Here is an 18,729-nt window from a genome sequence, read left to right on the forward strand (position 1 = left end):
CAGTTGTGCTGGCGACAATAGCAAGAGTGAACCACCTGATCCCTTCCCGAACTCAGAAGTGAAACCTCTTAGCGCTGATGGTAGTGTGGGGTTACCCATGTGAGAGTAAGTCATCGCCAGCTCATTAATTCAAAATCCCCCTAGCTTAAATAGCAGGGGGATTTTTTTATGCAGGAAATTTGTGTGCTTAAGAAAGTGGAATTTTTCGAGGACTGTTCTCTCCGTTTAAACCAGCTTTTAATCGGTTGAAATTGAAGCCTCCCATTTAACCGGAACCGGCGTATACTCATAACATAATTGGAGTGTATATGTCAGATTCCCAAAGCCAGACTCAGCAAATTGAGCACGATTCTCCTCAGTTTAAGGCCATTCTTCTCTCTTTGTTTTTGGCCGGTTTTGCCTCCTTTTCTGCCTTGTACTGTGTTCAACCGATGATGCCGATTCTGGCCCAGTTCTTTCAGGTCAGTCCGACCCAAAGTAGTTTTCCCTTATCTTTTTCGACCTTTGCTTTGGCCGCCGCTCTATTATTTACCGGCCTGATTTCAGATCGGGTCGGGCGTAAACCGATTATGGTCGTGGCATTGTTCTCTGCGGCCTTACTGTTAATAGCCAGTGCCTTATTGCCACAGTGGTCATTTTTTCTCAGCACCCGTGTCCTGATTGGCATGGCAGTCAGTGGGGTGGCCGCGGTGGCAATGACCTATATTGGCGAAGAAATTGCGGCCAAAGATGTTGGCTTTGCCATGGGCTTATATATTTCAGGCACCGCAATTGGCGGCATGAGTGGCCGTTTAATTGCCGGAGTCCTGGTGGATTTTATTTCCTGGCAATATGCAACTTTAATCATTGGTGTGATTAACCTGGCGATTGCGATTCTGTTTTACTGGCTGTTGCCCAATTCCCGGAATTTCCAGTCCTATCCAATTCAATTGTCGCGTTTTAAACAGGCCTTTGCCAAAAATCTGGCCGATCCAAAATTAAGAATTCTGTTTCTTCAGGGCTTTATTCTAATGGGATGCTTTGTCTCGGTATTTAACTACATGAGCTATCATCTGCTGGATGCGCCTTTTGCTTTGCCACAAACCTGGATCGGGCTGATTTCTGGGGCCTATCTGGCTGGAATTTACAGTTCACCACGGGCAGCACAGTGGGGACAAAAGTTTGGCCGGGAAAAAGTGTTACCGTTGATGCTGCTGGTGATGTGGGCCAGTCTGGCGCTAATGTTACTGAATCAGCTGGCGGTCGTGTTAGTCGGGCTGCTGATTTTTACCTTTGCTTTTTTTGCAGCACATTCTCTTTGTAGCAGTTGGGTGACGGTGCAATCATTACAGTATCGGGCGGTGGGTTCATCTTTATATCTGTTCTGCTATTACTTGGGCTCGAGCGTGCTCGGCAGTGGTAGCGGTCTGATCTGGGAGCGCTGGGACTGGCCTGGCTTATTGATCTTTATCGCAAGTCTGCTGTTGTTGGGCCTGATCCTGACCCTATATCTGAAAAAATTAAGCAGCACTGCACCCACGGCACAGATTAAAAATTAAAAACTTGATTTTGTATAAATTATAATCAAGCAAGCCACTTGGAATTCATGCTAAAATACTCGGCTTTCATCTTTCGATCTTTTCTGATCTTCCATCTGCCAGCCGAGAATTGCTAGCCATGTCTACTGCTTATACCGCTCAAACCGCGCCGAAAGCGTTGTTTGATTACGACAAATATTGGGCGTCATGTTTTGAACCCGCGCCATTTTTGCCGATGTCACGCGAGGAAATGGACCAACTCGGCTGGGATAGCTGTGACTTTATTCTGGTCTGCGGCGATGCCTATATTGATCATCCATCTTTTGTATCCGGTATTATTGGCCGTGTGCTGGAAGCGCAAGGTTTCCGGGTCGGAATTATCGCGCAGCCTGACTGGACCAATGTCGAGGCCTTTCGTGCCTTAGGTAAACCGAATATTGCCTGGGGCGTCACCGCCGGCAATATGGACTCGATGATCAACCGTTATACCGCGGACCGCAAAATCCGCTCGGATGATGCCTATTCACCAGACAATGTCCCGAACAAACGTCCAGACCGTGCTGCAACCGTGTATTGCCAGCGCTGTCGTGAAGCCTTCCCGGATGTGCCGGTGTTGCTTGGCGGGATCGAAGGTTCACTGCGTCGTATTGCGCATTATGATTACTGGTCAGATAAAGTCCGTCGTTCAATTCTGATGGATTCAAAAGCCGATTTATTGATGTACGGTAATGGCGAGCGTTCCATTATTGAAGTGATGCACCGTCTGGCCAAAGGCGAAAAAATTACCGATATCACCGATGTGCGCGGTACTGCCTTTATTATCAATAAACATAACCGTGCGGCCAAAGCCAAGTTTGTCGAAATCGCCTCCAATGATGTCGATACCATTGGCCGTGTCGATCCGATCATCAACCCCTATGTGATGACCGAAGATATTGATGGCTGTGAAGTTGAAAAAGAAAAGGGTAACAGCTTAAGCCAGTACCAGAATTTCCAAAAAGAAATGGTGGCCAATCCGATTGTCCGTGAAGGCGACAACCTGGATGCCGATACGCAGATTGTTCAGCTGCAACCGGCCTCAAAAGCCATTAAGCATAAACTGCCACCACGTGAACTGGCGGTTATTCGTTTGCCATCTTTTGAAGACGTGGCTAATGATCCGGTGCTATATGCACATGCCAACCGTATTCTGCATTTGGAAACTAACCCGGGCAACGCACGTGCTTTGGTGCAAAAACACGGCGAGCGTGATGTCTGGATTAATCCACCACCAATTCCATTGACCACTGAAGAAATGGATTATGTGTTTGACCTGCCATATGCACGTCTGCCACATCCAGCTTATGGCGATGCACGTTTCCCGGCGTTCGACATGATCAAGTTCTCGGTGAACATCATGCGTGGCTGTTTTGGGGGCTGTACGTTCTGTTCGATTACCGAACACGAAGGCCGTATCATCCAGAACCGTTCGGAAGAGTCGATTTTGCGTGAAGTGGAAAAAATCCGTGATACCGCACCGGGCTTTACCGGGATTATCTCGGACTTAGGTGGTCCAACCGCTAACATGTACCGCTTGCACTGTAAAGATCCGGAAATTGAAAAGAACTGCCGTAAGCCGTCCTGTGTATTCCCAGGCGTGTGTCAGAACCTGCATACCGATCATGCACCACTGACCCAGCTATACCGTAAAGCACGTGCGATTAAAGGCATTAAAAAGATTTTGATTGGTTCCGGTCTGCGTTATGACCTGGCGGTACTGAATCCGGAATATGTGCGTGAACTGGTGACCCACCACGTTGGGGGTTATCTGAAGATTGCACCAGAACATACCGAAAAAGGTCCGTTATCGAAGATGATGAAGCCCGGTATTGGTACCTATGACCGCTTCAAGCAAATGTTTGATCGTTTCAGCAAGGAAGCCGGCAAGGAACAGTATCTGATTCCGTATTTCATCGCGGCGCATCCGGGCACCACCGACTACGACATGATGAACCTGGCGATCTGGCTGAAAAAGAATGGTTTCCGTGCCGATCAGGTACAGACCTTCTATCCATCGCCAATGGCCACCGCCACCACCATGTATTACACCGGTAAAAACCCGCTGGCCAAAGTGGCGCGTTATACCGAAGATGTCGATATTGTGAAAGGAGAGAAACGTCGTCGTCTGCACAAAGCCTTCTTGCGTTACCATGATCCAAACAACTGGCCATTGTTACGTGAGGCTTTAAAAGAGATGGGCCGTGCCGATTTGATTGGCAATTCCAAGCAGCATCTGATTCCAACCTATCAGCCGCAAGGTACGGAAGGGCAGTACCAGTCAGCGCGTAAGAAAAACTCGACCCTGGCCGGAGATTCACAGAAACGTACCGGTCAGCATGGCAACCGTGGCCAAGGGCAAAATCAGGGTCAGTCGAATCGTCCGAAAAAAGGCCAGATGTTGACCCAGCATACCGGTTTGCCTCCACGTGAAACCGGCGAAAAACGTCCATTTGGCGGTGCAAAGGCCAAAGGTAAGTCTAAGCCAAAATCTCGTGCTTAAATCAGGAAAGGACGCCAAGTGCGTCCTTTTTCTGGTTCACATTTTGTCGGATTTGTCAGACAATCGGTTTGAAAAGAATTGTGAAGCTCATAAAAGTTGGTATACATTAGCTTGAGGAAAAACAAGGAGATGGTTTTTCCTGGAAACTTGCTCTGCAACAGACTGTCAGTGTTTATGCATCTTTCGTCAGCATTGCTTTAAGTTTCTTAAATTTAACCTATTTATAATAAGCAAAACGTTATACTTGTATTTGAAAAATAATCGGTGAGATACCGAATAAATTATAAGAATAGAGTATTAAAGGATTAACCTCATGACCGTTTATATTATTCTCGCAAGTCTTATTCTGGCAGGGTTGCTGATCATGGCAGCCAGGCATGCCATTCAGGCTAAACGCCAGACCGACAGCACCCTGAAACGCCGCGCTATTTTCAGTTTGAATGAGCAGCTGACCTATACCCGGCTAAAAGAAATTTTACCGACCCATACCGTGCTGACCCATGTGTCTTTTGATGCACTACTGACCACCAAACTGCCGCGTACCCGCAATAAATACCGCAATATGGTGGCGGACTTTGTGGTGCTGGATGATGCTTATCAGGTACTGGCCGTGATTACCCTGGACGATACCCTGGCCTTAAAACGTCAGCATATTCAGTATCAGAATGAATTGCTGCGGATGGCCGGTTATACCGTAATCAGCTTTGATCAGGTGCCGGAATATCAGCAGTTGCGTGAAGAATTTGGGTTACTGGAGGGCGCTGAAAATCTGGAGGCGCTTGATCTGCCAAAAAAGAAATTGGCGTTCTATCCGGCCTCAGCGCGCAGAATGGGCGCGTTGGGTTGAAAAAAAGCATCTAAACAGATGCTTTTTATCTCAAATTTTTATGGTTTAACCGCGACCACAGTCATTTCAACCAGGACTTCGGGCTGATACAGCTTGGCTTCCACACAGGTACGGGGCAGCGCTTCAATATCGGCGACCCAGGCATCCCAGATTTCATTCATGGCTGCATAGTCTTGCTCGATATCTTTTAAGAAAATCATGACTGACATGATATGACTTTTATCGGTGCCGGCTTCAGCCAGTAAACGGTCAATTATCTCAAGGGTCTGGCGGGTCTGACCGCGAATATCCAGGCTGGTGTCTTCTGCCAGCTGGCCGGCCAAATGCACCAGATGGCCTGAAATGGCAATTTCTGAATAGCGCTGTGCGACATGTAAACGTTGTACGGTCATAACAAAATCCTGTAGATGGGCAAGCAGCACCTCGGCTGCTCTGGCAATGTGACTATATTGCCATGAAGCGCCAGTACAGAACACCAGCGCTGCCGGAGTTGGTACAGAAATCCATCAATCTTGTGGCGATTTTGATTTGAAAAAATGGGAATTTTAGGACGCAAAAAGCCGGTGATCTGAAGGGAATAGATCGGGATAATGCGATAGAAAATCAGATAAAAAGAAGCAGGTTACAGCAAGGCGGGAGACGATACAGCCATCCATGGGAACGTCAGAGTTGTCCTGTAATATTCGGATAGATCATCACGCCAATCACAGGACAGCATGCTGAAAGTAAAGGTGATTTTCAGCATCTCAGCACATACATGGATAAATGTATTGCGCAGATAGATTACTCTAATTTTGCCCATTGTGAAGCGCATTTTGTATCATTTTTATTCTTTTGATCAATTCCTGCACAATTTTAAGCCTAAAGTAGACTGAGCTGCGGCTGCTGTGCTGGTGAAGACAGTTGATAAACCCCCACGCCTATCAGCCGGAACTGTTCCTGAGGCGAAATATGCATTTCCTCAATTAATAGTTGTAGCGCCTGTGCCAGCTGCTGCGGATGAGTAAAAATATGCTGAAAGCTTTTGCTGTGCTGCAACACCTGAAAGTTTTTCAGTTTCAGTTTGACTGACACGCCGCGGGCACAGAGCTGCTTTTTTTCCAGACTGGCCCAGACCTGTTGCAGCAGCTGTGGCCAGTAGGGCGTGCATTGGCTGAGGACATAATCATCATCAAAGGTGATTTCTTTGGAAATCTGCTGGCGTTTGCGTTCGGCCTGAACGGGGCGCTCATCAATGCCTTGTGCATATAAAAACAGGCGTTTGCCATATTTACCAAAACGTTGAATCAGCAGGCCTTCTTCGACCTGTTGCAGATCGCCCAAGGTTTCCAGACCCAAGGCCTTCAGCTTTTCCTGCATGACCTTGCCCACGCCCGGAATTTTCTTTAAGGGTAAATCCTGAATAAAGGTCTGCACCTGCGAAGGCTTGATCACGCAGAGGCCATTCGGTTTATGCCAGTCCGAGGCAATTTTGGCCAGAAATTTATTGGGTGCCACGCCGGCAGATGCAGTCAGGCCGGTGGTCTGAAAAATATCTTCGCGGATGCGCATTGCCACTTCTGTGGCGCTGGGGAGTTGCTGCAGGTTTTCGCTAACATCCAGATAGGCTTCATCGAGCGACAGCGGTTCAATGATTGCAGTATATTTTTGAAAAATTTGATGGATTTGTGCCGACACTTCCCGGTACTTCTGGAAATTCGGTTCCAGTACAATCACCTGCGGGCACAGTTTCCGGCCCTGACTCATTGACATGGCCGAGCGCAGCCCAAACACCCGCGCCGGGTAGGACGCGGCCACAATCACTGCACGCGGATGATGTGATGCCACCACCACCGGCAGATGTTGTAACTCTGGACGCTCTTTTAGCTCGACCGAGGCATAGAACGCATCCATATCAATATGAATGATTTTTCTCATGGCACCATCTTAACGCGCGACATCCGTGGCTGTCATTAGCGGATAAGCATACGGTTGATCGAGCAGCAGCACTTGGGTCTGTTGTTGTGCTGCGGCCTTGATCACGGTATTCAGACTCTTCGGGGTATTATCGGCCAGATGTGGTAAAAACTGTAGCGGCTGTTCTGGCGGCTGGAAAAAATCATCCCAATGGATGGGAATCAGCACCTTGGGTTTTAGGTGCTGCAAGGTTTCTGCCAGATACTGCTGCTGATACTGTTCCGGTTGCCTGGACAGCTGGGCAATGCCCAGAAACAGATGATCGACCTGTAGCTGTTTGAGCTGTTCGGGAATAAAACCGGTGCTGGCCTTGACCAGACTTTTATGACCTTCATATTCAATCAGATAGTCAAAGCTATGGCCTTCTTTAAACTCCGAAAACCGTGCCGGCAGGCTCAGTGGCTGCTGGATTTCCTCACCCAGATCATTATTCACTGCAGTTGGCGGAGTATGCTGGGACGGGAAAGCGGTGACAGTAAAGTTGCCAATCTGCATCGGTTGTAAAGGTACCAGCTGCTGTAACTGGCTTTCGGGCAAGTGAGCACCACGGGCAATATTCAGCGTGCTTCGGGAACCAATAATTTTAGCCTGCGGCAGCAATTGGCCAAGTAGAGGGACATCCAGCGCATGGTCATAATGCGAGTGTGTCACCAGAATGGCTTGCGTTCGTTGCAATTGATGGAGCTCAATCGCATGTTCAATTACGATTGGCTGGCTGTTAATTTGACCAAACATCAGCTGACTCAGACTGGGCCGGCTAAAGAAGCCATCAATCAACAGCTGTTGCTGGCCATCATCAAACAGTAAGGTCGATACGCCAAAGAATTTGACCGTGTAGCCCGCTGGTGCGGTTGCTGCCGGCTGATACAGCCACGGCTGGAAATCCTGCACTTTTCCGGAGGGCTGCAGTATATAGATGATGAGTGCAATCAGCAGTAACATCAGGCCAAGCAGACCTGACAAAATCTTGTATTTCAGTGTCATTCGCACAATATTCCTGTCAGCTTTTATTTTTATCTTGTTGGTATGAGTATTAAGGGGTTGTATCCACGCTATTTTTAGATGGTTCCACAATCTGGTTGGCCTTAAGAAACTGTTGCCAGTCCTGTTCATCGCCATAAAAGGCATTCAGATCGACCGGAGTGGCAATGCCGGGAATCTGGCCACGATTGCTATATTGCCAGAACAGCCAGTCGGGATTACCGCTTAAGGCCGGTTTACCCTGATATTCGCGTACCCACAGCGGCACCTGCGGGAACTGATTGACCAGTACAATATTATAAAAATTCTTGGAAATGTAAAAAATCGGCTGTTTGCCATAGTGCTGTTGCAGCGCGTCATGCATCACCCCAATTTCATGCAGTAACTGTTCCCGGGTATAGGTGTTGATGCAGTTGCTGTCGTATTCCAGATCAATCACCGGCGGCAAGCTGTTGGCCTGTTTCGGGACACTGTCAATAAAATTCTGTGCCTGCACCTGACCATCACGACACAGCCGATAAAAATGATAGGCGCCGACCAGAAAGCCCTGTTCATGTGCGGCCAGCCAGTTATCCTGAAATTTACGGTCTTTAAAATCGCCGCCTTCGGTGGCTTTTAAATAGACGAAACGGTATTTTTCCGGTGAAATCCTGTGCCAGTCAATCTGCTGCTGATGATGCGAAACATCAAAGCCCTGAATCGGATAGTCCTGTGCGGTGGCCGGCCGGGTATGCAGTACGCCCCAATACAGCAAGGCTGCCATTAGCACCATGCCGCAGATGGCAACCGCAGCATAGGTCAGGGGCTGGACAGAACGGCGGGCAGGGCGTGCAGACATAGGCAAGGCAGATCTTCAGGATTCAATTTTGATCATAACGCGAAGCCTGCGCGGCGGCTAGCGTTCTACGCGGCTTTAGACCGGGGTGTTTTTCGGAATTTTCCAGAAAATCATTGCAGCCAGCAGGTTGATACTGCCCAGACAGATCAGGCTGGCATGAAAGGCTGCGACCACCTGTTCCGGTCCCCAATAGGCACTAAACAGGTTGACCAGTGTTCCGGCCAAGGCCACGCCAATACTCATGGACAGCATCATGATCATCGACAGGAAGCTGTTGCCGCTGCTGGCATCTTGCTGCGGTAAATCTTTTAAGGTCAGGGTGTTCATGGATACAAACTGCAGTGAATTGAGCAGACCGAAAATAAAGAAATGCAGCGCGCGTAACCAGATGGGTGTATCGGCCGTGGTCAGGGCAAAACTGGCGATACAGGCCCCGACCAGCAAGGTATTGGTGATGAGCACCTGACGATAACCAAAGCGCTGAATCAGCTGGCGGATAATCGGTTTTGAGGCCAGCGAACCGAGTACGGTCGGAATCATCATCAGGCCGGTCACAAAGGGCTCAAAGCCAAAGGCCAGTTGCAGCATCAGCGGCAGTAAAAAGGGAATTGAATTGCCGGCCAGCCGGGCAATCGAGTTCCCAAGAATCCCGATTGCATAAATCCGGTGCCGGAACAGCTTGCTGCGAAACAGGGCATTCTGATGGGTATGCCCATGATAGGCATACAGGCCGGCACTCAGCAGACCGAGCAGGACCAGCGCAATGCTCCACCACAGCGAGTACAGCGGACTGGCCACGTTTTCAATGCCCAGTGACAGCCCGACCATGGCAATCAATAACAGGATAAATCCCCAGAAATCAAATTGCGGCACGCTCGGTTCGGTGATGTTTGGCATGGCTTTAAAGGTGATCAAGACGCCTAAAATGCCAATCGGCAGATTGATTAGAAAAATCCAGTGCCATGAGGCCACTTCGACCAGCCAGCCGCCCAAAGTAGGTCCAATTAAGGGGCCGATCAGACCGGCCAGACTCATCAGGCTCATGGCCGATAAAAACTGGGTGCGGGGAATGATTTTTAGCATCGCCAGACGACCAACTGGCAATAAGAACGCGCCGCCAATGCCTTGCAGTACCCGGTAAAACAGCAGTTCATTCAGGCTGCTGGCATAGGCACAGCCAATGGAGGCCAGGGTAAAAATCACAATGGCGGAAAAATAGGTATTACGCACACCAAAACGGTCGGCCAGCCAGCCACTCAAGGGAATGCAGGCCGCCACTGACAACACATAAGCCACCACTACACTGTGCATTCGCAGCGGATCTTCCTGCAAATTCTCGGCAATAGCCGGCAACGCGGTGTTGATGATGGTGGTATCCAGGCCCTGCATAAAAAAGCCAATCGACACCAGCAGCACCAACAATCTGAATTCGGGTTGCAGGGCTTGATGGGTTGGCGTGGCAGTCATAATTAGCGGACATGGTGGAATTTTGCCTAGTGTAAAACAATCTGGCGCGGATGTCGTATCTAAAGCGTTGCCGCGTGACGGCTTGACCCTGTCAGAAAACTGCAATCAAAACGTCATGGCACTGCAACCGGATGTTTATAAATTGTTCATATTCTAAACACTATCAAATTAAACCTATGAAATTACAATTGAAATCACTTTGGGTGGCCATGTTGGCCGTGGGGATGGCAGCGTGTAACAGTGATGATGATCAGGTCAGTCCCGCACCGGTCGATCCAACCCCAAATACCATTGAACTGAGCAAAATTGGGGCCTATCAGTCGGGCATTTTTGCAGAAAGTGCCGCAGAAATTCCGGCCTATGATGCCGCCAGCAAACGCCTGTTTGTGGTCAATGCGCAGGCCGGGGTGCTGGATGTACTCGATTTAAGCCAGCCAAATCAGCCGGTTAAAATTGCCGAGATTCAGGTCCATGATATTGCTGAAGGCGCGGAAGTAAACAGTGTCGCAGTGCATAACGGTATTGTGGCAATTGCGATTCAGGCTGCCGTCAAAACCGATCCGGGTTATGTGGCGCTGTATCAGGCCAAAGATCTGAGCAAACTGGCGCATGTGCAGGTTGGTGCCTTGCCGGATATGCTGACTTTTAGCCCGGATGGTCAAACCCTGCTGGTGGCCAATGAAGGTGAGCCATCGGACGATTATCAGGTTGATCCGGAAGGTTCAATTTCCGTGATTCAGCTGAGTAATTTAACAGCGCCTGTGGTTCGCACTGCAGACTTCAAAGCCTTTAATGGTCAGGAAGCGGCGCTGCGTGCCCAGGGCGTGCGTATTTTCGGGCCAAATGCGACCGCGGCGCAGGATTTTGAACCGGAATATATTACGGTATCGCAAGATGGCAAAACGGCTTGGGCCGCATTGCAGGAAAGCAATGCGCTGGCCAAAATTGATGTGGTTAATGCCAAAGTACTGGCGGTGTATCCATTGGGCTTTAAAGACCATGGTCTGGACGGCAATGGCATGGATGTCAGCGATGCCGATGGTGTCGATGGAACGGGCAGTATTAAGATCCAGACCTGGGCCAATGTGCGCGGTCTGTATATGCCAGATGCGATTGCCAGCTTTGATGTGGCCGGCAAAACCTATATTGTGACCGCCAATGAAGGCGATGCACGCGCCTGGGGTGAAGACACGCCAGAATATTTTAATAACGACACCAGCAAAGGTTTTGTTGAAGAATGGCGAGTGAAACATCTGGTACATGCCGATGGCTTTGCCCGCCGTTTAGGCGATGATTTACCGGCACACTTAAGCCAGCTGGCCAAAGGTGCCGAGCTGAATCCGGACAATTTTAGCTACTGCGGTGCCACGGCAGGCAATGCCGGTGACTGCCGTAAAGATCATCTGCTGGGTCGTCTGAATATTACCTGGACTGAAGGCTACCAGAAAAATGCCGATGGTACACCAAAGCTGAATGAACGCGGCAATCTGGTATATGACCATCTTTATAGTTTTGGTGCACGCTCGGTCAGTATCTGGACAGAAAATAGCGCGCAAAACGGTCTGGAACGGGTCTGGGATTCAGGGGATGATTTTGAGCAGTACATTGCCGAGCATCATCCGGAAATTTTCAATGCCAACCATGAAGAAGCAGGCATGGATAACCGCAGTGACAACAAAGGCCCTGAACCTGAAGGCGTGACGCTGGGCCAGATTGGCAGCAAAACCTTTGCCTTTATTGGTCTGGAACGTGCTGGCGGGGTGATGGTCTATGATGTATCGACTCCATCTGCACCAAGTTTTGTGCAGTATCTGAATAGCCGTGAGATGAGTGCGAGCACTGAACAAATTGAGCTGGGGCAGGCCGGTGATTTAGGCCCGGAAGGTCTGGTCTTTATTGAGGCAAAGGACTCGCCTAATGGCCAGCCATTACTGGTGGTGGGTAATGAAGTCAGCGGCAGCACCGCGGTATATCAGCTGAATCTGAAATAAGTGAGCAAAAAAGAGAAAGGGCACTACGGTGCTCTTTTTTTATTTTAAATTTTTATTGTCACTAAAATGTCATAGAACTGAAATAGTATTGTCATCATTTTAAGCTAATGCCAGCCCGATAGGGGGTGGTGTTCCCTTTTTGAACATAGGCTTTGTTCTTATGACAATTGAACTTTTAATGGTAATCGGCTTCTGTTTGGCGGCCTATTCTATTGTCGGAAATGATGTACCTCAAACCTTAGGGACTTTTATTTCTTCTAACTCCCATCGTCCTTGGTGGGTACTGTGGGTGTATATCAGCAGTATCCTGGTTGTGGTCTTGGTCTATGGCTGGTATGCATCAGGCGTCGGTGATGCCTCTTATGGACGACTGGAAACCATTCCGTTCCCTGAAGGTGGAATTACCTGGCTGTATATTGTGCCGCCGGTTTTACTGTTGCTACTGACCAAATATGGTATTCCGGTCAGTACCACCTTCCTGGTGTTGACCATCTTCTCTCCTGCGAGCTTGGGCTCGATGATGGTCAAATCCATGATGGGCTATGCCGTGGCCTTCCTGGCGGCGCTGATCATCTATCGTTTTGTGGCCAACAAAATGACGGTGTACTTCAACCAGACCAAAGATCAGGAACATTCGACCAAATGGGTGATTCTACAATGGTTATCTACCGGTTTCCTGTGGAGCCAGTGGCTGATTCAGGATCTGGCCAACATCTTCGTGTATGTGCCGCGTCAGGTACCGTTTGAATTCCTGATGTTTGCCATTACGGTCTTTGTGATCTTGCTGGGGGTTATTCTGTACCAGCGTGGTGGTGCCATCCAGAAGATTGTCGATACCAAAACCGATGTTACCGATGTACGTGCTGCGACCATCGTGGACTTTATCTATGCAATGATCCTGCTGATTTTCAAAGAGTGGAGCAATATCCCGATGAGTACCACCTGGGTATTCCTGGGTCTGTTGGCCGGTCGTGAATTTGCCATCTCAATGATTGTGAACGGGGTCAGCAAATACCGTACCTCACGCAATGTCAGCAAAGATGCGATGAAACTGATGTTTGGTCTGGCCATGTCGGTATTCCTGGCGACCACTTTGCCATGGTTCTATAACCTGATTTCAGGCTAAGCCTGGACTGAACATCAAGTACAAAAAAAGCGAGCTTCGGCTCGCTTTTTTCTTTCTGGATTTTTGGGTTCAAGCGCTTTAAATGGCAACGTGCTGTGGGGCATCCAGATTATGCAAGGCAGTCAGGATTTCATCGGCATGATTGCAGACAATCAGCTTGGCGCGGTGCTGCGGCGGCAGGAAGCCTTCGGCTACGGCATGGTCAAGCTGGGCAATCAGCGCATCATAGAAGCCATTGACGTTATACAGCATCATCGGTTTTTGATGCTGGTTCAACTGACCCCAGGTGGCAATTTCCAGAATTTCCTCAAAGGTGCCCAGTCCGCCCGGCAAGGCCACAAAGGCGCTGGCACGTTCGGCCATGAGGGCTTTACGTTCATGCATGCTGTGTACAATATGCAACTCGGTCAGACGATGATGGGCAATTTCATAATCCAGCATAAATTCCGGAATCACGCCTACAGTTTCACCACCGTGATCAACCACGGCATCGGCGACCTGACCCATTAAACCGATACTGGCGCCGCCATAGACCAGACCAAAGCCATTTTCCGCCAGACGGCGTGCCAGTGCCACGGCCTTTTCCTGATACACTGGTTTATTTCCAGAACGTGAGCCGCAATATAAAGCAATTAAAGGTTGTGTTGTTTTAGGAGAGGGGTGTTTTAAATTATCAGTCATTTTTACTACGCTATTCATGATTCTTGTTTCACCTTAACATGTTCTTTTTGTCTGCTCTAGCTTATGCAAAAAATATGACAAACAATGCCAGCGCCGTGCAGTGTGATTGCAAAGAATTGTTAAAGCATGCAGCACAACCGTGACCAGGCCAAAAAAAGAGTGATTCTGGCGCCAATCTTTTCTATACTGAAATTGTGTTTGACAACAATAGAACCGTCATGGGTAGTGGACACTATCGCACCATACAACAACAGCCGCTTTTAATCTCTTTTCTTTTTCCCTTTCATTCCCCAGGTTTTGAAACAGCCGGTCTTGGCTGTCGCACAGCCAAAACGATACTCGTGGAGCATCGCCCATGATTTTTGAATGGATGTCTGATCCAGCCGCATGGGTGGGTTTGCTGACCCTGATTATTCTGGAAATTGTGCTAGGTATTGATAACCTGGTGTTTATTGCTATTCTGGCTGAAAAATTACCACCGGAACAGCGTAACGCCGCACGGGTGGTCGGGCTGATTCTGGCTTTGGGCATGCGCCTGATTCTGCTGGCGTCAATTGCCTGGGTGGTGACCCTGACCAATCCGCTGTTCCATATTTTTGATCATCCCTTCTCCGGTCGTGATCTGATCTTGCTGTTTGGTGGGGTGTTTCTGCTGTTTAAAGGCACCATGGAGCTGCGTGAGCGTATTGAAGGCAAGCCGCAACTGAAAGAAGAAAATCCGGTACACGCCACTTTCTGGATGGTGATTGTGCAGATTGTGGTACTGGATGCGGTGTTCTCGCTCGACAGTGTGATTACCGCGGTGGGTATGGTCAAAGAGCTGTCGGTGATGATGATCGCGGTGATCATTGCCATTGGTATTATGCTCTGGGCCTCTAAACCGCTGATGGACTTTGTTAACAAACATCCAACCGTGGTGATTCTGTGCCTGTGTTTCCTGATGATGATCGGTTTCTCGCTGGTGGTGGAAGGTTTCGGTTATCACATTCCAAAAGGCTATTTATATGCCGCGATTGGTTTCTCGGTGATGATCGAGTTCCTGAACCAAGCCATGCGCAAAAATCAGGAAAAAATGGTCACCACCACTGACCTGCGTTATCGCACTGCTTCCGCGGTAATGCGGATGCTCGGCGGCAAACCGAACGGGCCGGAACCGGAACATCCAAGTCCGGAAGAAGTGCTGGCCACGTGTGCTTTTGCTGATGAAGTCTTTGCCGAAGAGAACAGCGTTTACCATACCGTGATGGTGCAGGGTGTACTCAGTCTGGCCGAACGTCCGGTAAAATCGGTGATGACCCCGCGACCGGAACTGGAATGGCTGGATTTAGATGAAGACCAGGACAGCATTCAAGCCCAGCTGATGAATACCTCGCATTCACGTTTAATTGTGGTGCATGGCGAGCTGGACAATATTGCCGGGGTGGTGCTGACCCATAAGGTCATGAATGAATTTATTGAAACCGGCGTACTGGATTTTGAAAAACATCTGCGCGAACCGGTGATTGTGCATGAAAATGCGCAGGTATTGATGGTGATGGAACAGCTGCGTCAGGCGCCGCTGCAAATGGCAATTGTACTGAATGAATATGGCTCGATTGAAGGTGTGGTCACCCCGATTGATGTACTGGAAGCCATTGCCGGTGAATTTCCGGATGAAGATACCCTCGACGCGGTTGCAGAAACCCTGGAAGATGGCAGCCTGATGCTGGATGGCTCGACCGATATCCGCCATGTCTCGTTATTGCTCGGTCGTGATCTGGTCAACGAGCTGGAAGAATATTCGACCCTGTCGGGTTATATCCTGTTCCATCTCGGCCGTTTGCCGGAAAATGGCCAACGCCTGCTGGCTGATGATCATATTTTTGAAGTGGTCACCATGGACGGGCATAAAATCGAGAAGGTGCATGTGCTGCCACAGCCGCCAGCCGAGTAGCACTCAGAATATTCCTGTTTTCCGATTCAGTTCCGTTAAAATAGCCTGCATTGTCAGGCTATTTTTTTGGAAAATATTTATGTCAGAACAGCCTTGTCCTTGTGGCGCTGGGTTTTATCACAGTTGTTGCCAGCCTTTGCATTTAGGTCAGCAGCAGGCCCAAACTGCCGCTCAGCTAATGCGTTCACGCTATAGTGCCTTTGCCTTGCAGCAGATTGATTATATTGTCAAAACCACCGCACTTGGTCAGCAGCAGGCTCTGGATGTGGCCGCTATTCGGGACTGGAGCAGCGCCAACCAGTGGTTAAAACTGGAAATCGTAAGTGCTCAGGAAAAGCTGGACAAAAGCCATGCCCAGGTCGAATTCAAGGCCTATTATCATGATGGCAACCAGCCGCAGATACATCATGAAGTGTCGCACTTCGTCAAACATCAAGGCGCGTGGTATTTTCTTGATCCGACCACCGATCAGCAGATCACCATGAAACAGCCCTGTATCTGCGGTTCGGGCAAGAAATTTAAGCAATGTTGTGCACAATTTTTATAACATTTGCCGTATTTTCGCTTATGATAACGCGCATCAATTCCCCTAGTGAAAGAAGGGCAGTTCATGTTGCTGTTGGTCATTTATATTATTGCCATTACTGCAGAAGCAATGACAGGTGCATTGTCGGCAGGACGGCGAAGCATGGACTGGTTTGGGGTGACCCTGATTGCCTGTGTCACCGCACTGGGCGGCGGCTCGGTACGTGATGTATTGCTGGGCCATTATCCTTTAACCTGGGTCAAGCATCCGGAATATCTGGTCCTGACCTGCGCGGCAGCCTTTGTCACCATTTTAATTGCCAAATGGATGCGCCATCTGCGTTCCATCTTCCTGGTGCTGGATGCTTTGGGCCTGATTGGCTTTACCATTATTGGCTGCCAGATTGCGCTGGAAATGGGCCACGGTTTTGTGGTGTCGGCAGTGGCTGGTGTGCTGACCGGCGTCTCGGGCGGGATTCTGCGTGATATTCTGTGTAATGATGTGCCGCTGGTGTTCCGCCGTGAGCTGTATGCCAGTATCTCTTTTGTGTCGGTAATCTGCTATTGGGGCTGTATTGAAATTGGCCTGTCGCTAGAACTAACTGTTATCGCCACGCTGATTTTCGGTTTTACCTTACGTTTAATTGCGATCTATTTTGGTCTGGAAATGCCAAAATTCATTTATAAGGATGATGATGAGCAGTCGGCCTCATCCAAAGATGCCTCCTAGCCACAAATCTCCTATAAATTAAACGGCATGACCGCTATCCAGATAGCGGTCATTGTCTTTAAAATCAAAGCTGATTGCTGTTGTCATAACAATAACCAGGCGCGCCATCCGCGTTTTCCTCTCCACCCTGTCAGAGCGTTTATTATGGATCTAGTTTCTCGTGTACAACGCTTACCGATTGGTAAGTTCCACTATACCTTGCTATGGGTTATCGGACTGGGCTGGATGTTTGATGCCATGGATACCGGTTTAATTTCCTTTATTCTGGCCAAAATGGCGGAAGACTGGCAAATGAGTCCGGCAGAAAAAGGCTGGGTGGTGTCAATTGGTTTTGTTGGCATGGCCATTGGTGCGGTGTTCTCCGGCGGGCTGGCCGACCGGATTGGGCGTAAAACCGTATTTGCCACGACTCTGGTGATTTATAGTCTGGCCACAGCCGCCTGTGCCTTTGCCCCGAATTTAAGCTGGTTACTGTTTTTCCGTTTTATTGTCGGTTTAGGTCTGGGCGGGCAGTTGCCGGTTGCGGTGACTTTGGTCAGTGAATATATTCCGGCGCATGTGCGGGGCCGCTTTATTGTGCTGCTGGAAAGCTTCTGGGGGCTGGGCTGGCTCTGTGCGGCGCTGGTGTCTTATTTTGTGATTCCGACCTTTGATTGGCATATGGCCTTTTTAATTGGTGGTTTGCCGGCGCTCTATGCCTGGGTCATCTGGAAAAAAGTACCGGAATCGGTGCCGTATTTGATTAACCGTGGCCGGGTCGAAGAAGCGCATAAATTGGTACAAAGTCTGGAACGCCGCTGCGGGGTCGAGGTGATTGAACAGCTGGAAGTGAAACCGGTGGCCGCCAAACAGAATATTTCCTTTGCCCAGCTGTGGTCGGGGCCATTTGCACGCCGTACCCTCATGCTGTGGCTGATCTGGTTCGGCATTGTCTATTCCTACTATGGCATTTTTACCTGGCTGCCAAGCCTGCTGGTCAAGGAAGGCTATACCATTGTGCAGTCCTTTGAATATGTGCTGATCATGATTCTGGCGCAGTTGCCGGGTTATATTGCGGCGGCCTGGCTGGTGGAAAAACTCGGCCGCAAAGCCACACTGGCCGGCTTTATTGGGCTGTGTGCGGTATCGGCTTACTTCTTTGGACAGGCCAGCAGCGTCGGCATGATCGTGTTCTGGGGTTGCCTGATGTCCTTCTTTAACCTAGGCGCCTGGGGTGTGCTGTATACCTATACGCCGGAACAGTATCCAACCAATATCCGTGCCTTTGGTTCCGGCTGGGCTTCGGCGGTGGGCCGTATGGGCGGCATTGTTGCACCTTTGGTGGTGACCCAGATGATGGTGATGCGCAACGGCTTTAGCTATGTATTTATGATGTTTACCGCGGTGCTGCTGGCCGTGGCACTGGTGATTGTGCTGCTGGGTGAGGAAACCCGCGGCAAGACCCTGGAGTCGATTGGTTTATAAGCAGCCGCTCATACAGACAATGCAAGATGCGCTGGCTATTGTGCCGGCGCATCTTTTTTATTTCTGGAATATGTTTTTCAACGTGCAGTCAGACTTGTGTATTTTTCAGTTGATTGACGCGCCTAAAATGGATA

General features: G+C 49.3%; 15 protein-coding genes and 1 rRNA gene. 10 read left to right on the forward strand and 6 right to left on the reverse strand.

Features of this window, described 5'->3' with window-relative positions; all coding sequences use genetic code 11:
* Positions 1 to 7: 7 nt before the first annotated feature.
* The 4 genes from rrf to FTT64_RS01770 all read left to right on the forward strand — a co-directional run bounded on the left by rrf (position 8) and on the right by FTT64_RS01770 (position 4,903).
* Positions 8 to 122, forward strand: a 5S ribosomal RNA gene (gene rrf, locus FTT64_RS01755).
* A 186-nt stretch (positions 123 to 308) separates the two neighbouring features.
* A complete protein-coding gene (locus tag FTT64_RS01760) occupies positions 309 to 1,538 on the forward strand; it encodes an MFS transporter (RefSeq protein ID WP_180182019.1) in 1,230 nt (409 codons plus the stop codon).
* A gap of 118 nt (positions 1,539 to 1,656) precedes the next feature.
* Complete coding sequence (locus tag FTT64_RS01765) at positions 1,657 to 4,056, forward strand: YgiQ family radical SAM protein (RefSeq protein WP_127800462.1); 2,400 nt, start codon at positions 1,657 to 1,659, stop codon at positions 4,054 to 4,056.
* 313 nt (positions 4,057 to 4,369) lie between these two features.
* Entirely contained in the window at positions 4,370 to 4,903 is a 534-nt protein-coding gene (locus tag FTT64_RS01770) for a DUF2726 domain-containing protein (RefSeq protein WP_180182018.1), read from the forward strand.
* Positions 4,904 to 4,941: 38 nt separating this feature from the next.
* Here the strand turns inward: FTT64_RS01770 and FTT64_RS01775 are convergent, their stop codons facing one another.
* The 5 genes from FTT64_RS01775 to mdtD all read right to left on the reverse strand — a co-directional run bounded on the left by FTT64_RS01775 (position 4,942) and on the right by mdtD (position 10,145).
* The gene (locus FTT64_RS01775; RefSeq protein ID WP_005181474.1) at positions 4,942 to 5,295 is read right to left on the reverse strand and encodes a RidA family protein; all 354 of its coding nucleotides are present in this window, start codon (positions 5,293 to 5,295) and stop codon (positions 4,942 to 4,944) included.
* 469 nt (positions 5,296 to 5,764) lie between these two features.
* Positions 5,765 to 6,820: a DNA polymerase IV gene (gene dinB, locus FTT64_RS01780; protein WP_104472828.1), complete on the reverse strand. Its 1,056-nt coding sequence runs from the start codon at positions 6,818 to 6,820 to the stop codon at positions 5,765 to 5,767.
* 9 nt (positions 6,821 to 6,829) lie between these two features.
* Positions 6,830 to 7,843: an MBL fold metallo-hydrolase gene (locus FTT64_RS01785; protein ID WP_016659726.1), complete on the reverse strand. Its 1,014-nt coding sequence runs from the start codon at positions 7,841 to 7,843 to the stop codon at positions 6,830 to 6,832.
* Between the two features lie 49 nt (positions 7,844 to 7,892).
* Positions 7,893 to 8,678 (reverse strand): GH25 family lysozyme, encoded by a 786-nt coding sequence (locus tag FTT64_RS01790; RefSeq protein WP_180182017.1) that lies wholly within the window; start codon positions 8,676 to 8,678, stop codon positions 7,893 to 7,895.
* Positions 8,679 to 8,753: 75 nt separating this feature from the next.
* A complete protein-coding gene (mdtD, locus tag FTT64_RS01795) occupies positions 8,754 to 10,145 on the reverse strand; it encodes a multidrug transporter subunit MdtD (protein WP_180182016.1) in 1,392 nt (463 codons plus the stop codon).
* Positions 10,146 to 10,321: 176 nt separating this feature from the next.
* Here mdtD and FTT64_RS01800 point away from each other — a divergent pair, with 176 nt between their 5' ends.
* Both FTT64_RS01800 and FTT64_RS01805 read left to right on the forward strand, forming a co-directional pair.
* Entirely contained in the window at positions 10,322 to 12,136 is a 1,815-nt protein-coding gene (locus FTT64_RS01800) for a choice-of-anchor I family protein (protein ID WP_180182015.1), read from the forward strand.
* Between the two features lie 160 nt (positions 12,137 to 12,296).
* Positions 12,297 to 13,262: a hypothetical protein gene (locus FTT64_RS01805; RefSeq protein ID WP_016659723.1), complete on the forward strand. Its 966-nt coding sequence runs from the start codon at positions 12,297 to 12,299 to the stop codon at positions 13,260 to 13,262.
* A 78-nt stretch (positions 13,263 to 13,340) separates the two neighbouring features.
* Here FTT64_RS01805 and FTT64_RS01810 read toward each other — a convergent pair whose 3' ends face one another.
* Positions 13,341 to 13,961, reverse strand: coding sequence for a TIGR00730 family Rossman fold protein (locus tag FTT64_RS01810; RefSeq protein ID WP_104470536.1), 621 nt, complete (start codon positions 13,959 to 13,961; stop codon positions 13,341 to 13,343).
* A 337-nt stretch (positions 13,962 to 14,298) separates the two neighbouring features.
* Here FTT64_RS01810 and FTT64_RS01815 point away from each other — a divergent pair, with 337 nt between their 5' ends.
* The 4 genes from FTT64_RS01815 to FTT64_RS01830 all read left to right on the forward strand — a co-directional run bounded on the left by FTT64_RS01815 (position 14,299) and on the right by FTT64_RS01830 (position 18,595).
* Complete coding sequence (locus FTT64_RS01815; RefSeq protein ID WP_180182014.1) at positions 14,299 to 15,876, forward strand: TerC family protein; 1,578 nt, start codon at positions 14,299 to 14,301, stop codon at positions 15,874 to 15,876.
* Positions 15,877 to 15,955: 79 nt separating this feature from the next.
* A complete protein-coding gene (locus tag FTT64_RS01820; RefSeq protein WP_160241715.1) occupies positions 15,956 to 16,423 on the forward strand; it encodes a YchJ family protein in 468 nt (155 codons plus the stop codon).
* A 63-nt stretch (positions 16,424 to 16,486) separates the two neighbouring features.
* Positions 16,487 to 17,131: a trimeric intracellular cation channel family protein gene (locus FTT64_RS01825; RefSeq protein WP_104472200.1), complete on the forward strand. Its 645-nt coding sequence runs from the start codon at positions 16,487 to 16,489 to the stop codon at positions 17,129 to 17,131.
* A gap of 144 nt (positions 17,132 to 17,275) precedes the next feature.
* Positions 17,276 to 18,595 carry an MFS transporter gene (locus tag FTT64_RS01830; RefSeq protein WP_104505595.1) on the forward strand — a complete coding sequence of 440 codons (1,320 nt, stop codon included), beginning with the start codon at positions 17,276 to 17,278 and terminating at the stop codon, positions 18,593 to 18,595.
* Positions 18,596 to 18,729 lie beyond the last annotated feature (134 nt).

Origin of the sequence: Acinetobacter sp. Q186-3 (assembly GCF_013420655.1) — a bacterium.
Taxonomy (GTDB): domain Bacteria; phylum Pseudomonadota; class Gammaproteobacteria; order Pseudomonadales; family Moraxellaceae; genus Acinetobacter; species Acinetobacter indicus.

Coding starts and splice junctions, on each gene's coding strand:
- FTT64_RS01760 (WP_180182019.1), top strand. CDS start 309: ATGTCAGATTCCCAAAGCCAGACTCAGCAAATTGAGCACGATTCTCCT.
- FTT64_RS01765 (WP_127800462.1), top strand. CDS start 1,657: ATGTCTACTGCTTATACCGCTCAAACCGCGCCGAAAGCGTTGTTTGAT.
- FTT64_RS01770 (WP_180182018.1), top strand. CDS start 4,370: ATGACCGTTTATATTATTCTCGCAAGTCTTATTCTGGCAGGGTTGCTG.
- FTT64_RS01775 (WP_005181474.1), bottom strand. CDS start 5,295: ATGACCGTACAACGTTTACATGTCGCACAGCGCTATTCAGAAATTGCC.
- dinB (WP_104472828.1), bottom strand. CDS start 6,820: ATGAGAAAAATCATTCATATTGATATGGATGCGTTCTATGCCTCGGTC.
- FTT64_RS01785 (WP_016659726.1), bottom strand. CDS start 7,843: ATGACACTGAAATACAAGATTTTGTCAGGTCTGCTTGGCCTGATGTTA.
- FTT64_RS01790 (WP_180182017.1), bottom strand. CDS start 8,678: ATGTCTGCACGCCCTGCCCGCCGTTCTGTCCAGCCCCTGACCTATGCT.
- mdtD (WP_180182016.1), bottom strand. CDS start 10,145: ATGACTGCCACGCCAACCCATCAAGCCCTGCAACCCGAATTCAGATTG.
- FTT64_RS01800 (WP_180182015.1), top strand. CDS start 10,322: ATGAAATTACAATTGAAATCACTTTGGGTGGCCATGTTGGCCGTGGGG.
- FTT64_RS01805 (WP_016659723.1), top strand. CDS start 12,297: ATGACAATTGAACTTTTAATGGTAATCGGCTTCTGTTTGGCGGCCTAT.
- FTT64_RS01810 (WP_104470536.1), bottom strand. CDS start 13,961: ATGAATAGCGTAGTAAAAATGACTGATAATTTAAAACACCCCTCTCCT.
- FTT64_RS01815 (WP_180182014.1), top strand. CDS start 14,299: ATGATTTTTGAATGGATGTCTGATCCAGCCGCATGGGTGGGTTTGCTG.
- FTT64_RS01820 (WP_160241715.1), top strand. CDS start 15,956: ATGTCAGAACAGCCTTGTCCTTGTGGCGCTGGGTTTTATCACAGTTGT.
- FTT64_RS01825 (WP_104472200.1), top strand. CDS start 16,487: ATGTTGCTGTTGGTCATTTATATTATTGCCATTACTGCAGAAGCAATG.
- FTT64_RS01830 (WP_104505595.1), top strand. CDS start 17,276: ATGGATCTAGTTTCTCGTGTACAACGCTTACCGATTGGTAAGTTCCAC.